This is a genomic window from Streptosporangium sp. NPDC020145, assembly GCF_040631275.1.
Classification (GTDB): Bacteria; Actinomycetota; Actinomycetes; order Streptosporangiales; family Streptosporangiaceae; genus Streptosporangium.
Genome location: NZ_JBEXZT010000001.1, coordinates 513,543 through 529,897, shown reverse-complemented (window position 1 = coordinate 529,897; position 16,355 = coordinate 513,543). Strand labels below are relative to the sequence as shown.

At 70.4% G+C, this 16,355-nt stretch carries 8 protein-coding genes; 4 read left to right on the top strand and 4 right to left on the bottom strand.

The genetic code is table 11. The features are described from left to right. Positions 1-170 precede the first annotated feature (170 nt). The 4 genes from ABZ463_RS02110 to ABZ463_RS02095 all read right to left on the bottom strand — a co-directional run bounded on the left by ABZ463_RS02110 (position 171) and on the right by ABZ463_RS02095 (position 3,756). Positions 171-665 carry a hypothetical protein gene (locus ABZ463_RS02110; protein ID WP_362772052.1) on the bottom strand — a complete coding sequence of 165 codons (495 nt, stop codon included), beginning with the start codon at positions 663-665 and terminating at the stop codon, positions 171-173. A 402-nt stretch (positions 666-1,067) separates the two neighbouring features. Beyond that, a complete protein-coding gene (locus tag ABZ463_RS02105) occupies positions 1,068-1,733 on the bottom strand; it encodes a MarC family protein (RefSeq protein ID WP_352012682.1) in 666 nt (221 codons plus the stop codon). Between the two features lie 28 nt (positions 1,734-1,761). Then, complete coding sequence (locus ABZ463_RS02100) at positions 1,762-3,039, bottom strand: arginine deiminase (protein WP_352012683.1); 1,278 nt, start codon at positions 3,037-3,039, stop codon at positions 1,762-1,764. A gap of 147 nt (positions 3,040-3,186) precedes the next feature. Beyond that, entirely contained in the window at positions 3,187-3,756 is a 570-nt protein-coding gene (locus ABZ463_RS02095) for a TetR/AcrR family transcriptional regulator (RefSeq protein ID WP_362772049.1), read from the bottom strand. Between the two features lie 84 nt (positions 3,757-3,840). On the opposite strand from ABZ463_RS02095, the gene ABZ463_RS02090 reads away from it, so the two are divergent. The 4 genes from ABZ463_RS02090 (at position 3,841) to ABZ463_RS02075 (ending at position 16,353) form a co-directional block, all read left to right on the top strand. Beyond that, positions 3,841-4,239 carry a nuclear transport factor 2 family protein gene (locus ABZ463_RS02090; protein ID WP_352012685.1) on the top strand — a complete coding sequence of 133 codons (399 nt, stop codon included), beginning with the start codon at positions 3,841-3,843 and terminating at the stop codon, positions 4,237-4,239. Then, positions 4,236-5,243 carry an NAD(P)-dependent alcohol dehydrogenase gene (locus ABZ463_RS02085; RefSeq protein WP_362772046.1) on the top strand — a complete coding sequence of 336 codons (1,008 nt, stop codon included), beginning with the start codon at positions 4,236-4,238 and terminating at the stop codon, positions 5,241-5,243. Before ABZ463_RS02090 ends, ABZ463_RS02085 begins: the two co-directional genes overlap by 4 nt. 738 nt (positions 5,244-5,981) lie before the next feature. After that, positions 5,982-9,443 carry a LamG-like jellyroll fold domain-containing protein gene (locus tag ABZ463_RS02080; protein WP_362772044.1) on the top strand — a complete coding sequence of 1,154 codons (3,462 nt, stop codon included), beginning with the start codon at positions 5,982-5,984 and terminating at the stop codon, positions 9,441-9,443. 22 nt (positions 9,444-9,465) lie between these two features. Continuing rightward, positions 9,466-16,353 carry a polymorphic toxin-type HINT domain-containing protein gene (locus tag ABZ463_RS02075; protein ID WP_362772042.1) on the top strand — a complete coding sequence of 2,296 codons (6,888 nt, stop codon included), beginning with the start codon at positions 9,466-9,468 and terminating at the stop codon, positions 16,351-16,353. Positions 16,354-16,355 lie beyond the last annotated feature (2 nt).

The following is a 16,355-nucleotide window of genomic DNA, read 5'->3' as shown; positions in this document are numbered from 1 at the left end:
CATACAGGTTTCGCCTTCTACGAAACCATCAGAAAATGCCGTCCCTTTTGACGTTGTTCACTTTCCTGCGGGATATCGGCGGCGAACGGCCCGTTCCGATGGGGCGAATCCGGAGTCCTGCCGGGAACGTCCCTCCCCGGCCCGCGGGCGTCCTCCGGGGCGGCCCCTCGTCAGGGCAGGACCAGCTCCCGCACCTTGACCGCGACCAGCGCGCCGGTGTACTCGACCCGGACCGGGATCCTGTCCTTCAGCAGTTTCCGCAGGTGGGCCGAGGAACACTTCCTGGTGCCGTAGGCGCTCCTGTCGGAGGTGTCGTACGGATAACCGGCCGAGGGCCTGCCGCACGTCCTGTTCACCTGGCGGAAGTCCAGCCTCCCGGTGTAACGGATCGTGAGAGGGGCTCCGGCCTTCCTGCCCAGTTCCCACGCGAGCAGGCCGCTCTCCCCCACCTGGCCGCGGACGGCCCTGCGCGGGGTGATCGAGAAGGCCGAGTTCCCCGACCGTACGGCCCAGCCGTACACGACCCTGTTCCCGGCGTGCCCGGCGTTCCCCGCCTCCGGCGCGGCGACCTGGGCCGCCCGGGTCGTGAGCTGGGCGGTGGCGGGCGGGACCACGGTGAACAGGACGGCGAGGCCGGTGGCCGCGCCGAGCAAGACCGATCTCATCTCTCTCCTCGTCATGATCCCGGCACCCGGCCGTCGAGCCGGACGCCGGAGGGCTGTCCTTGGGACCTACGGGTGCTCACGCGTGAAAGGCGCCGGGAGCCCCGGAGGCCGGTGAACCCACGCATCGTCTGACAGACCCCGCCCCGGAAAAGTTCCGAACACCGATGAATCGTGTTTTTTCGGGCGTCGTTTTCCCCTGACGACGACGGCCCGCATCCCGCGTGACGGGCCCGGCCGCCGTTCCGCCAAGCATGTCCGCGTGGGCACGCGACGATCGATCCAGCCTGCCGGAGACCCGCGGTACAGCCCGCGCCACCGTCCGGCTCCGCCCCGAGGTGATCCACCGCGGCACCCGACCGGCCACCGTGGCGTACGGCGACGGCTCACCGCGCCCCTGGACGGTCAGCGGCCGAGGCGGGCGGTGACGAGGTCGGTGAAGCCGTTGGCGAGCAGGATGACGGCGATCGCGGTCAGCAGGATGCCCGCCACCCGGTCCAGGAGCATCGCCCCCTTGAGCGAGATGCGCCGCTGGACGTGCCCCGACAGGTAGAGCGTCAGCCCGGTGACCGCGGCGAAGCACAGTGCGGCGACCGACAGGGCGAGCTTGTCCCGCACGGTCGAGGCCTCCGCCGAGGCCGCGACGCCGAAGGCGAAGGTGGTGCCGCCCACGGTCAGCGGGAAGCTGAGCGGGGTGAAGAGGATCGACTTGGGGTCCGGCGGGGGCTCGGGCGAGGGCGCGATCTCCGGCCTCTCCTGTTCCTGGAGCCTTTCCAGCTCCTCGACGGCTCCGGCCTTCCCGCGCATCAGCGGGATGGCGGCGTACGCCAGGGCGATGCCTCCGGTGGCGGTCAGCGCGGCGGTGCTGATGCCCAGCAGCTTGAGCAGCGGCTCCCCGACCCACAGGGCCGCCAGGACGAACACGGCGACGTTGAGGGCCAGCCCGGCCGCCAGCCGGTTGACCTGGCCGCCGCCGTACGGCCGGACGATCGGCAGGTAGGACGCCAGGGCCGCGACCGGGCTGTAGAGGCCGAACAGCGCCAGGAACAACACCAGTGCCGGATGCGTCATCGCGGTCCTTCCCGAGAGGCTCTCGTGGTCAGACCGGGTCGCGCAGGATCGGGCAGGTCATGCAGTGCCCGCCTCCCCTGCCCTTGCCCAGCTCGAACCCCTCGATCTCGATCACCTCGACGCCGTGCTCACGCAGCTTGCGGTTGGTGAACTCGTTCTTGTGGTACCCGACCACGACCCCGGGCTCCAGGGCGACGAAGTTGCTGCCGCTGTCCCACTGCTCCCTGGCCCGCTGGTAGTCGTCGCCCCCGGTGGGGATGATGTCCAGTTTGCCGATCCCGAGGGCGTCCTCGAACGCGGCGGCCAGGCCCGGCTCGCGGTGGACCCGTACGGCGGTGCCCCGTCTGTCGGCGGGCCGCAGCGAGTGGACCTCGGCGTTCTCGACGACCGGCGGGTATCCGGTCGCCTTGTCGACGTCGAGCAGCGTGAAGACCGTGTCCAGGTGCATGTAGGAGCGGCTCGGCGGGATCTTGACCGCCAGCACCCGGGTCGCGGCCCCGGCGGTGAACAGCTCCTTCGCCAGGTGCTCGACCATGACGGGGCTGGTGCGTTCGCTGACGCCGACGGCGACGACGCCGTTGCCGATGGGCATCATGTCGCCGCCCTCCATGCAGGCGTGCCCGAAGTCCTCCTCGTCGAAGCGGCCGTCGTCGCCCATCGGGGGGTACCAGTAGGCGAAGCCGTCGTCGGCGAACATCGGATGGAAGTGGTAGACGATGCTCTGGTTGATCGTCTCAAGCCGCCGGGCGTGGTAGTAGAGCGGGTTGAGTGAGACGCCGCCGTACAGCCAGGCCGAGGGGTCGCGCTGGTAGAGGGAGTTGGGCAGCGGCGGCAGGATGAACGCCCCCCGCTCGGCCATCGCGGCGACCAGGGAGCGCGCGTCGAAGCCCTCACGCCCGGCCTGCACGGCGGCGGCGAACTCCTCCTTGGTCAGCCCGCCGATCAGGTGTTCGGCGAGTCTGGCCCCGCTCCACGAGGCGAGTTCCGAGCGGACCTCGTCGACGAGGGACGGCCCGACGGTCAGGTGGGTGACCGTGCGCTCGACCGCGTGCCGTTTCGCCTCGGGGGCGGCTTCGAGCGCCTCGGCGAGCAGTTCCTGGTGGTAGAACACCTCGATGCCCCGCCCGCGCATCATCCCGACGAACGCGTCGTGTTCGATCTGGGCGCGGCCGACCCAGAGCACGTCGTCGTAGAGCAGCTCGTCCTTGTTGACCGGGGTCAGCCGTTTCAGGCTCAGGTCGGGCCGGTGCACGATCACCTGCCGCAGCGTGCCGACCTCGGAGTGGACCCCGTACCTCGTGCTCACCGTGTCCCCCTGTCGCTGCCGGTCGCCGTCGGCAACTGCCGGTCGCCGTCGAAGTGGCCGTTCGCGCCACGGCGAACTCACGGGGGACAAACCACAACATCTCCCATCGTTCCCCTGCTTCCCCCAGGGCAACCACAGGGGACCGGGTCAGTTCCCGGCGTCGAGGACGTAACCGGCCAGCTCACGCGCGGAGGCCGCGGGGCCCGTTCCCGGCCTGGTCGCCCCCGCCGCGAGAACACCGTCCACGAGCAGGAGAAGCTGGCCGGCGGCGTGCTCGGGCCGACGGTGTCCCAGCCTGACCAGTTCGTCCTCGAACAACCCGCGCACCCGTTCGCGGTAGTCGCGGGTCACGGCGTGGGCGGGATGACCGGGGTCGGCCAGCGCGAGGTCGGCGGCCAGGTAACGGCACCCCCGGAAGTCCGGCCTGCCGACGATCTCGGCGAGCCGGTCGAAGACGGCCAGCAGCCGGGCGCGGGGATCCTCCCCCGCCGCCCGCATCGTCCGCCGGTAGTCCTCCTCGTCCTCGGCGGTGGTGCGCCGCAGCACCTCGGCGATCAGCCCGTCCTTGCCGCCAAAGTGCTCATACAGCGAGCGGCGCGCCACGTTCGCGGCCTTCAGCAGGGCGTCGACGCCCACCCCGACCCCCTGGGTGTAGGTCAGCTCCCCGGCCGCCTCCAGGAGACGTTCGCGGGGGCCGGGTCCGGTTCGTGTCGTCATGGGGACAGCATTCCACCGGTTGACGAGTAGAACAACCGGTCGATATAAACCTGTAGACCGAACGTTCTATCTCAAGGAGTCACATTGTCAGTCCGGACCACGGCCGAGGTCGTCGACCGCTTCAACCAGGCGTTCGTCGAGCACGCCCCCGCGATCCTCGACGACCTGATCGCCGACGACTGTGTGATGGAGGCGATCCAACCGGCCCCCGACGGCGAACGCGTCGAGGGAGGCGAGGCGTGCCTGGCGTTCTGGCGGGCGCTCGCCGAGGACCGCGCCACGCAGTTCAGCCCCGAGGACGTCACGGTCGCGGGGGACCGCGCGACGATCCGCTGGCGTTACCGGTACGGCGACGGCCCCGCCGACTCGGTTCGCGGCGTCAACCTCATGCGGATCCGCGACGGGCGGATCGTCGAGGCCCTTGGCTACGGCAAGACCGGTGCCCCGGTGCCCCTGGCGACCGACGGCGAGGTCCCGGCGTGACGATCCGCAGCTACCACCTCGACAGCGGCGCCGGGCTCGCGAGCCTGAAGGTCAGGGAGCACCCGGACCCGGTCCCCGGACCCGGGCAGGTCGCGGTCGCCGTACGCGCGACGTCGCTGAGCTTCCGCGAGCTGATGATCCTGCACGGTGACTACGTGCTGCCGGTGAAGCCGGACGTGATCCCGCTGTCCGACGGGGCGGGAGACGTCGTGGCGGTCGGCGCGGGGGTCGATCCCCGGCGGGTCGGCGAACGCGTCATGGCCACGTTGTTCCCCAGCTGGCAGGACGGCCCGTTCGGCCTGGAGCACCTGCCGCAGCGCGGCGGCTCCCTGGACGGCATGCTCACCGAGGTCGCCCTGGTCGAGGAGGAGTCCCTGGTACCGATCCCCCGTCACCTGTCCTACGAGGAGGCCGCGACGCTCCCCTGCGCCGCGGTCACCGCGTGGAACGCCCTGACCGGCATGGGCGGACCGCACCCCGGTCAGACGGTGGTGACGCAGGGCTCCGGCGGAATCTCGCTGTTCGCCCTGCAGTTCGCCAAGGCGCTCGGTGCCCGGGTGATCGCCACGACCAGCGGCCCGGAGAAGGCGGCCCACCTGCTCGATCTCGGTGCGGACGAGGTCGTTGACTACCGGGCCGTCCCCGACTGGCCCGCCGGGGTCCGCGAGCTGACCGGCGGCCGGGGCGCCGAGCACGTCGTCGACGTCACCGGTCAGCTGGAGCGGTCGCTCAGGGCGGCGGCCATGGCGGGGCAGGTGGCCTGTGTGGGCTTCGTCTCCGGCACCGCCGCCCCGGTCGACCCACGCCTGCTGTTCGCCTCCGGCGCCACCGTGCGTCCCGTCGCGGTCGGCAGCCGGGCCCAGTTCCTCGCCATGAACGAGGTCATCGAGGCCAACGGCCTCCGCCCGCTCATCGACAGCGTCTTCCCCTTCGGCAAGGCCCACGACGCCTACCGCCACTACGCCTCGGGCAGGGCCTTCGGCAAGGTCGTCATCACCGTCTGACCTCGGTCCGTCCGGGATGACGAGCTTCCTCCGTCTCGCCGACGTCGTCTCGGACACCGCCCGCCCCGCCACCGGTCGAAACGCCCGGCGGCCGGCACCGCGGAAATCGACCGCACCGCGATCTCCTCACTCGATTGCGCTCCATGACAATGATTGTGCGCTTATCGACAATGAGCGCGGGCCTCACCTCTCGTAAGATGCCCGTGAATCGAGCTTCAGAAGGCGGTGACAAGGCCGAAAAATTGATTACGTCCAATCCGGAACGGCGACGCCCGGATATCGGTTCCCATGACTTCACGGAATCCCGCTCCAAAACCTCGGAATCGACCGGCCGAGGTCCGGTGAACACTGGACGGACCCCGGTACCCGCGCATCCGGGAAAGAGGAGGGAGGGAAACCCGGCGAGACACCCTGGCGACCGATGTGACCTGGGAGAACATCCCATTCCAGATATTTTCCCGGCGGGCGAGGCCTCCGTCGCGTTTCGCCTTCCCGGTGGCGCCCCGAGCGGCCCAGCTGAAATTCGAGAGGATTCAACCCATCGGCGGTCGCGGAGGCGGACGATGAGGCCGTACGGCGACGCCTTCTTCGGCCCGCGGGCCGGATCTCCAGCCGGTCGCCGGCGCCGTGAAACGGCACCGGTTCGGACTATCGGTGTTCTTGTTCCGTGATGTGCGTGCGACGGAACAGGCGAACACTCCGTGAAAACGTGGTTACGCAGATTTTGTGGAGGCCTGGGTGCGGTTTTTCCCCCGCGGAGCGGTCATCGCCATGGTCATGGCGCTGCCGGCCGGTGCATTCGTGACCTTCGGCGCCCCGGCGACCGGAAGCACCGCGGCGTCGGCCCTGAAGGCGCCGACAGCGCCTACGGAACAGGCGGCCTCGCAGCAGGCGCGGCACGACAAGGAGCGGGTCGAGGTCTCGGCCCTGCGCACGGAGAACCGCCAGGTGTTCGCCAACCCCGACGGATCGTTCACCTCGGAGACCGCGGCGCTGCCCGAACGGGTACGGCGGGGCGGCGGCTGGGCCGACGTCGACACGACTCTCGTCCTCGCCCAGGACGGGAGCGTGCGAACCGTGGCGACGCCGCTGGACCTGACCTTCTCCGGCGGCGGGACGGCCCCACTGGCCGTCATCGGCGAGGGCGGGCGCTCGGTGGCGATGACCTGGCCCGCGAGCCTGCCGAAACCGGTACTGGAAGGGGACACCGCGACCTACGCCGAGGTGATGCCCGGCGTGGACCTGAAGGTGACCGCGTCGGTGCTCGGCTTCTCCGAGGTGCTCGTGGTCAAGACCAGGCAGGCCGCCGCCAACCCCGCGCTGAACCGGCTGGCCTTCGGCACGCGCGCGACCGGGCTGACGGTGCGTAAGACCGAGACCGGTGGCCTGAGCGCCGTCACCGGGACGGGAGCCGAGGTGTTCCACGCCCCGGCCCCGCGCATGTGGGACTCCTCGGGAACCGAGACGGGGCTTCAGGCCGGGCCACGGCGTGCGAGCAGGCAGGCTCTCATGGGTGTCGAGGTGGCCGGGGACCGTGTCGCGATCACCCCGGACAGGGCCCTGCTGACCTCCCCCGACACGACCTATCCGGTCTACCTCGACCCGCAGTGGTCGGGCTCCAAGCTGGCCTGGACGTATGTCGACAAGGCCTATCCCTCCCAGAAGTACTGGAACTCCAGCCACATGCCGGAGGCCGGTAACTACGGCAGCGGGCTCAAACGGTCGTTCTTCCGGATGGACTCCGACAACGTCAACGGCAAGCACATCCTCAAGGCCACCTTCCGCATCACGCAGGTCAAGTCTTGGGGCTGCACCTCCAGCCCGCAGGCCGTACAGCTCTGGCGCACCGACGGCATCTCCACCTCGACGACCTGGAGCCGCCAGCCGGGCTGGAGCGACCACCTGGGCAGCGTCGCCTCCGACGCCGGTTACAGCTCCTCCTGCCCGGACAAGGGCATCGAGTTCGACGTGACCCGCGCGATCGTCATGGCCGCCAAGTCCGGCTGGGTGAACACGACGTTCGGGCTGAAGGACTCCAACGACACCAGCAGCGGCGTATGGGGGTGGAAGGGCTTCAGCGGCGCGCCGAAGCTCGTCATCGACTACAACACCCCGCCCGCGGCGCCCTCGGGCATCGGCACCTATCCGGCGACACCCTGCGTCGTCGGGGTCTCCCGGCCGTCGGTCAACGCCGGTGACGCGGCGAACCCGCTCCAGCTGAAGGCCAAGATCTACGACCCCGACAAGGCCGGCGACGGCGTGCGGGCCGAGTTCGTCATGCACCACTACAACACGGCCACCGGCCAGTGGGACGACATCACCTCGACCCTGCCCGACGGAGGCAAGACCGCCTACAAGTACACCACCTCGGCGACCGACCACTCGGTGAAGCTGACCGGGCTCGTCACCGGGCAGAGTTACTCCTACAAGGTGAAGGCCTACGACGGCACCGACTTCAGCGCGTGGAGCAAGTGGTGTGAGTTCACGGTGGACACCGTCGACCCCGCCACCCTGCCCAAGGTGACCTCCCTCGACTACCCGGCCGACACCCCCGACGCCTGGCAGGGCAGCGTGGGCTGGGCGGGCGCCTTCACCCTGTCCCCCGGCGACGGCGAGACCGACGTGACGGCCTTCCGGTGGGCGCTCGACGACCCCGCCCTGGCCACGGCCGCCACCCAGGTGGCGATCCCCGCCGGGCAGACCTCGGTGAACGTACGGCTGGCTCCCCGGCACGACTGGCTGAACGCCCTGTACGTCTATCCCGTGGACCGGGCGGGCAACGTCGGCAAGACCCCGGCCGTCTACGGCTTCTACGTCAACGCCGGGTTCGGCCCCGAGGGGCACTGGCGGCTGGACGAGACCTCGGGGACCACGGCGGCCGACTCCGGGGCGACGACACACCCCCTGACGCTGACCGGGGGCGCCACCTGGGTTGGCGCCCGGGTGGGCGGCGGAATCCGGCTGGACGGCAGCACCGGATACGGCAGCACGACCGGCCCGGTGGTGCACACCGACAGGAGCATGAGCGTGTCCGCCTGGGTGCTGCTGGCCGACAAGGGCAGGAACTCCACGGTGATCAGCCAGGTGGGCGACCTCGCCTCGGGCTTCCAGCTCTACTACTCCTCCGGTTACAAACGCTGGATCTTCAACAAGCACAGCGCCGACAGCGGGGCCGCGGCCATCGAACGGGCGGTCAGCGACGCCGAGCCGACAACGGGCATCTGGACGCACCTGGCCGGGGTGTACGACGCACCGCACCGCCAGCTGCGGCTGTACGTCAACGGCGTTCTCCAGTCCGCGCCCGCCTCCTTCCCCTACCCGCCCTGGGACGCGACCGGCCCGCTGCAGCTGGGACGCGTGCAGTGGAACGGCGCGCTCAGCGAGAACTTCGCCGGCGACATCGACGACGTGAAGATCTGGAAGCGGGAGTTGTCCGACGATCCGCGCACGGTCAACGACCCCGGCCTCGGCAACGAGATCGCCGCCATGGCCAAACAGCCGCCCGTCCAGCGCGGCTGGTGGAAGTTCGAGGAGGGCACGGACACCACCGCGGCCAACTCGACCGACAGCCGCTGGCCCGCGACGCTCGGCGGTGGCGCCACCTGGTCCGAGGACGGCTTCGACGGCGGCGGCGCGCTCAGCCTCAACGGCACCACCGCCTACGCGGCCACCCCGTCCGCGCCGCTCAGGACCGACCACAGCTACGCGGTGACGGCGTGGGTGCGCCTGGCGGGCGACGACACCTGCGTGCTTCCCGGCCGGGTGATGACCGTCCTGAGTCAGGACGGCGCCAGGAACAGCGGTTTCTACCTCGGCTACCGGGTCTTCACCGAGAGCGGCGTCAAGGTTCCCCGCTGGTCGTTCGCGACGATCAACGGCGACACCGACACCTCGGTTCTGACCTACGCCAGGTCGGCCGAGCCCGTCGACTGCTCGGCGTTCACCACCTGGACACATCTGGCCGGGGTGTACGACGAGCCCGCCGGGGAGATCCGGCTCTACGTCAACGGCCAGCTCGCCGACCAGCGCCCCGTCGCCGGCGGCTGGGCGGCGGGCGCCCTGCAGATCGGCCGGGCCAAGTACCGGGGCGCGCCCGTCGACTTCCTCGGCGGTGAGGTGGACGACGTCCGCGCCTACACCGGCACCCTGACCGACCGCCAGGTCATCGACATCGCGTCGAACCTCCCCATCGGCGACTAGCCGGCACCCCCTGGAGGAAAGCGTGTTCGGTTCAAGGCGAGGCCTGATTCCGGTCGCCGGAATCCTGGCGGTCGTACTGCAGGCCGCGTTGATCGGCCCGGCCCCGGCCCCGGCTCAGGCGAGCGGCGGCGACCCGGGGTGGCACAGGGCCCAGGAGCAGCACGCCGTACGGGGCCATGAGGTCAGGGCACGCGGGCCCGTGACGGACCCGGGGGCCCGCTACGACCTCAAGGAGCCGCCCGCGGTGTCCTGGCCCAGCCCTGGCACGGCGGTGGTCGAGCTCCCGGCCCTGGCGGACGGTACGGCCAAGGCCGCGCCCACCCTGGCGCGGGCCGGACGGTCGCCGATCCGGCTGGGACCGGCCGTCCCCGTACCCGGCGGGGACGGCAGGGCCCTGGCCGGGGGCGGCCCGCCCACCGTCCGGGTACGGGTGCTGGACGCGCGCGCCGCGGACAGGTCGCGGATCGACGGGCTCGGCGTCCAGCTGACGCCCGGGACCACGCCGTCCGCCCCGGTGCGGGTACCGGTCGAGGTGGACTACTCGGGCTTCCGGTACGCCTTCGGCGGCGACTGGGCCTCCCGGCTACGGCTGGTCCAGCTGCCTCCCTGCGCGGCCACCACCCCCGACCTGCCGTCGTGCCAGACCCGGAAACCGCTGCCCACCCGCAACGACGTCAGGACCGGCCGGCTGTCCGCCGACGTCGGCTTCGCCACCGGCGCCACCGTGACGCTGGCGGCCGAGGCGGCGCCCTCGGGGCCCGCGGGCACCTACGAGGCCACCTCGCTGTCGCCGTCGGCGACCTGGAGCGTCAGCAACCAGAGCGGCGCGTTCTCCTGGTCCTATCCGCTGCGCCTGCCACCGACCCCCGGCGGGCCGACGCCCAACATCGGGTTCGTCTACTCCTCGGGAGGCATCGACGGCCGGACGGTCGCCTCCAACAACCAGACCTCCTGGATCGGCGAGGGCTTCGACTACTGGCCCGGCTTCGTCGAGCGCAGGTACAAGCAGTGCGCCGACGACGACGTGAAGCCCAGACGCAACGACCAGTGCTGGGGCAACCACAACGCCACCCTCTCCCTGAACGGCCAGGCCACCGAACTGGTCCTGGACGACGCGACCGGCACCTGGCAGCCCAAGGAGGACGACGGCTCCAAGGTCGAGAGGCTCACCGGCGCGGACAACGGTGACGAGGGCGGCACCGGCGACGACGGCGAGTACTGGCGGGTCACCACCCCCGACGGCACGCAGTACTACTTCGGCCGTGACCACCTGCCCGGCTGGGCGAGCGGCAGGGCGGAGACCGAGTCGACATGGACGGTTCCGGTGTTCGGCGACGACGACGGGGAGCCGTGCCACAAGGCCTCCTTCTCCGACTCCTGGTGCCGGCAGGCGTGGCGGTGGAACCTCGACTACGTCGTGGACCCGCACGGCACGGTCAGCACCTTCTGGTACGGCCGGGAGACCAACCACTACCGCCGTGACGTCACCACCCTGACCAACGGCGTCCCGAACGGCGCCCCGACCGTCTACGACCGGGGCGGCTACCTCAAGCGGATCGACTACGGGCAGCGCTCCGACGCGATCTTCACCTCCTCGGCCCCGGCCAGGGTCGTCTTCGACGTCGCGGAGCGGTGCGTCGCGACGTCGAGCTTCGACTGCGCGGAGAGCAAGCTCACCAAGGACAACGCCAAGCACTGGCCGGACGTCCCCTACGACCAGAACTGCGACTCCGGCGACAAGTGCCTCGACCAGTACTCGCCGACCTTCTGGACACGTAAGCGGCTCGCCGCCGTCACCGCGCAGGTGCTGTCCGGCGGCTCGTACAGGGACGTCGACAGCTGGGCCCTCGACCAGGAGATGCGCGCCCCGGGCGACGGAACGGCCGCCGCGCTGTGGCTGGCCGGGATCCGGCACACCGGGAAGGTCGGCGGGACGGCGTCCCTGCCGCAGGTGAGGTTCGCGGGGGTTCAGCGACCCAACCGGGTCGACGCCCTGGAGGGCCGGCCTCCGCTCACCAAGTGGCGGATCTCCGCGATCGACAACGAGACCGGTGGCGCCCTGTCCATCACCTACTCGGACGAGGACTGCCGAGCGGGCGACACCCCCGAACCGGACTCCAACACCCGCCGCTGCTATCCGCAGTACTGGTCTCCCGAGGGCGCCACCTCACCCAAGCTCGACTGGTTCCACAAGTACGTGGTCACCCAGGTCCAGCAGATCGACCGCACCGGTGGCTCTCCGGACGTGCTGGAGACCTACGAGTACCTGGGCGGCGGCGCCTGGCACCACGATGACGACGACGGACTGACCAAGGAGAAGTACAAGACCTGGTCCCAGTGGCGCGGCTACGGCAAGGTGCGCGTGCTGCGCGGAGCCCCCGGTGAACAGCGTTCCAAGGCCGAGTTCACCTACTTCCGCGGGATGGACGGCGACGAACTGTCCGGTGGCGGCACCCGCCACGTCAAGGTCACCGACTCCGAGGGCACGGCCGTCACCGACGCCGAACCCCTGCAGGGCCAGGTCCGCGAGGAGATTCACCACGACGGCCCCTCCGGCGCCGCCATGACGGGCGCGATCAACGGCTACTGGGTCAGACAGACCGCCAAACGGGTCCGGTCCTGGGGAACCACCACGGCGAACATGGTGCGCGGCGACAGCGAACGTTCCCGTACCGCGCTGGCCTCCGGCGGGTGGCGGCGCACGACGACCGACACCGAGTACAACGCCGACGGCCTGCCCGTCCAGGTCGACGACCTCGGCGACGACGCCGCCGGTGACGACGACCAGTGCGTCCGCACGACCTACGCCCGCGACGCCGCCCGGTGGCTGGTCTCCTACGCCGTCAGGGTGGAGACGGTGACCAAGGCGTGCGCCGTCACCCCCGAGCGTCCCGGCGACGTGGTCTCCGACGTCCGCAAGTACTACGACGGCAAGGCCTTCGGCGAGGCGCCGTCCAGGGGTGACGTCACCAAGACCGAGAAGCTCGGCTCGTGGGACGGCGGCCCGCGGTACGCCACCGTGGGCTCGACCACCTACGACGTCTACGGCCGTCCGCTGGTGGTCACCGACGCCAACGGCACCACGACCAGGACGGCCTACACCCCGGCCACCGGGCCGGTCACGGCCAAGCAGGAGACCAACGCGCTCGGCCACGTCACCAGGACCGAGGTCGAACCCGCCTGGGGACTTCCCGTCGCGACCACCGACGCCAACGGCAGACGTGCCGAACTGACCTACGATCCGCTGGGCAGGCTGACCGGGGTGTGGCTGCCCGGCCACGCCAGGGCGACGTACGCCTCGACGCCGAACATGAGGTTCGGCTACCAGATCCGCACCGACGGGCCGACCACCGTCTCGACCTCGACGCTGCGCGACGACGGAACCACCTACACCACCGGTTACGCGCTCTACGACGGCCTGTTACGCGCGCGGCAGACCCAGCAGCCCGCCCCCGGCGGCGGACGGCTGATCAACGACACGCTGTACGACACACGCGGCCTGGTCTACAAGACCAACGACGACTACTACACCGAGGGCGATCCCGGCGGCACGCTGTGGGTCCCGGCCAGCGACGACGACGTCCCCGGCCAGAACGTCACGGTCTACAACGGCATGGAGTGGCCGACCGCGCGGATCTTCCGCAAACGCGGCACCGAGCAGTGGCGCACCACCACGACCTACGGCGGCGACCGGACCAGCGTCGACCCGCCGCCGGGCTCGACCCCGGTCACCACGATCGTCAACGCGCAGGGTGAGACGGTCGAGGTCCGGCAGTACAGGGGTGACTCCCCGACCGGCGACTACGACGCCACGAAGTACACCTACACACGTGCCGGGCAGCCCGCCACCATCACCGACACGGCGGGCAACGCCTGGGGCTACCACTACGACCTGCGGGGCAGGCTGGTCCAGGTCGACGACCCCGACAAGGGCACCGCGAAGCTCGCCTACGACGACAGGTCCGACTGGCTCAAAACGGTCACCGACGCGCGCGGCAAGAGCCTGTTCTTCACCTACGACGCGCTGGGCCGTAAGACCGCCGAGTACGAGGGGACGTCCGCGAGCGGCGTCAAGCTCGCCGAGTGGACGTTCGACAGACTCGCCGACGGCACCGAGGCGAAGGGCCAGCCGGTCTCCTCGACCCGCTATGTCAGCAACGCCGCCACCGGGGCGACGGACGCCTACACCAGCGCCGTGACCGGCTACGACACCGCCTACCGGGTCACCGGGGCCCAGACCGTCGTCCCCGCCGCCGAGGGCGGGCTGGCCGGCACGTACAGGACCACCACCGACTACAACTCCGACGGCACCGTCCACCGCGTCGTACTGCCCGCAGCCGGAGGCCTGCTCGGCGAGACGATGCTGTTCGGCTACGACGACCTCGGCAACCCGACCACGATGCGGGGCCTGACCCCCTACGTCACCTCGACGACCTACTCCAAGCTCGGCCAGGTCCTCGACATGACGCTGAGCACGGGCCTGAAGCGGCTCAAGCGGACCAACTTCTACGAGGAGGGCACCAACCGGCTCACCCGCTCCCTCTACGAGCGCGAGACCGCCCCGATCTCCGTCACGGACACCAACTACACCTACGACCCCTCGGGCAACGTCACCAGGATCGCGGACACACCGTCCGGCCGGCAGGCCGACATCCAGTGCTTCCGGCAGGACCACCTGCAACGCCTGACCGAGGCGTGGACGCCGACCGGTGACTGCGCCGCCGACCCCTCCCCGAGTGTCCTGGGCGGGCCGTCGCCGTACTGGCAGTCCTTCACCTACGACCCGGTGGGCAACCGGACCAAGGAGGTCGACCACCGGACGGCGGGCGACGTCACCAAGACCTACACCTACGCCGGGCCGGGCAGGCCCCAGCCGCACACGCTGACCTCCGTCGAGTACCGGGGCGGCACCCGTGACGGCCAGATCGACACCTACGCCTACGACAAGGCGGGCAACACCACCGAACGCGGCTCGGGCCGCCTGCTGGAGTGGGACGTCGAGGGCCACCTGGCCAGGTCGACCGACCCCTCCGGCGTCAGCACCTACGTCTACGACGCCAACGGCGAACGGCTCATCCGCCGTGACCCGACGTCGGCCACGCTGTACGTCGCCGGCATGGAGATCCGGCTCGACACCGCCACCGGAGCCAAGAGCGCCACCCGCTACTACACCTACGCGGGCAAGACCATCGCCACCCGTACCAGCAGGGGTGTGACCTGGCTCGGCGCGGACCACCACGACAGCGCCGACGTCTCGGTCGACGACACGGAGACCCAGGCGACGAGCCGCCGCCGCTTCACCCCCTTCGGGCAGCAACGCGGCACCCCGCCGCCGTTCTGGCCGGGCCAGCGGGGCTACGTCGGCGGCGTCGTCGACGAGGCCACGGCCCTGACCCACCTCGGCGCCCGCGAGTACGACGCGGAGACAGGCCGGTTCATCTCGGTCGACCCGGTCTTCGACGTCTCGGACCCGCAGAGCTGGAACGGCTACGCCTACGCCGACAACAACCCGGTCACCGGCTCCGACCCCACGGGCCTGATGTACGACGGCGGCGCACAGCCCTGCCCGTCCTGCCGTGTCACCCCCATCAAGAACCCGGGTGGCAGCGGTGGCGGCATCTACGTCTGGTACACCCCGCCGCCCCCGCCGAGCAACCCGCCGCACTGCGGCCGCTGGAGCTTCGGCTGCAAGACGAAGCACTTCTGGACCAAGCACAAGGCGACCATCGTCAACGTCACCGTCACGGTCGTCGTCACGGTCGGATGCGAGGTCGCCACAGGAGGCGCGGGCAGTATCGGCTGCGTCGCCGCGGGCGGCGCGGCAGGAGGTCTGGCGGGCCACCTCGTCTCGACGCCACGCGACGAGTGGAGCGTCGGCGGCGCGTTCAAGGCCGCGGCGGTCGGCGCCATCACGGAGGTCGCGGGGTACGGCCTGGGCAAGGGAGCCGGCCTGGTCCTCGGCAAGCTCGCCACCACCGCGGCGGGCAGGGTCGTCGCGGAGGCGGCGAGCAAGGCGTCGGGCAAGGTCAGGAACGCCCTCGGCCGGGGCGGTGGCGCGGCGGCCAGAAACGCCGACTCACCGGCCGGTGCGGCCCGTCCTCGTGGCGAGACGGGAAACCCCAAGGCGGAGCCCGGAGGCGGTTCGCCCTGCAACAGCTTCGTCGCGGGCACCCTGGTCAAACTGGCCGACGGCACCTCAAAGGCCATCGAGAAGATCAAGGCGGGCGACAAGGTCCTCGCCACCGACCCGAGAACGGGCAAGACGGAGGCCAAAACCGTCCTGGCCGCCTTCTCCGGCCTCTCCTACCTCGGCCTCGTCCAGATCACCGTGGACACCGACGGCGTCCGGGGAAACGCCACAGGAACCGTCACCGCCACCGAACACCACCTGTTCTGGGACGAGATCACCCACACCTGGATCAGGGCCGACCGGCTTCAGCGGAACGACCACCTCAGAACCCCCAATGGCAAAACCGCAAACGTCCTCACCACGACCTCCGGGCGAACCCACCCCACCGTCTACGACCTGACCGTCGCCGACGTCCACACGTACTACGTGCTGGCGGGACAGAACCCCGTCCTGGTGCACAACTGTGGACCTGAGGCGGAGGTCATCAACCTTCCGGAGGTCACAGCCCCCAAACCCCTCAAGCCATCACAGGCATATGAGGCATGGACTGATTTCCTGGGACCTGGACCGTACACAAACATCCACCCGCGAACCGGGAAGGTGGATCCCAACCGTCTCGTATCCTCCGATGGGCGCCGTAGCATCCGCATGGGGGATCACGAGATGAACAGCAAGCCTACGAAATTCCACTTCCACATGGAGACGTGGGATTGGAACTCCGTGACAAACACATGGACGATCGGCAACACCATGCAGCGAGTTCCCTTGGGGGTGAAATGATG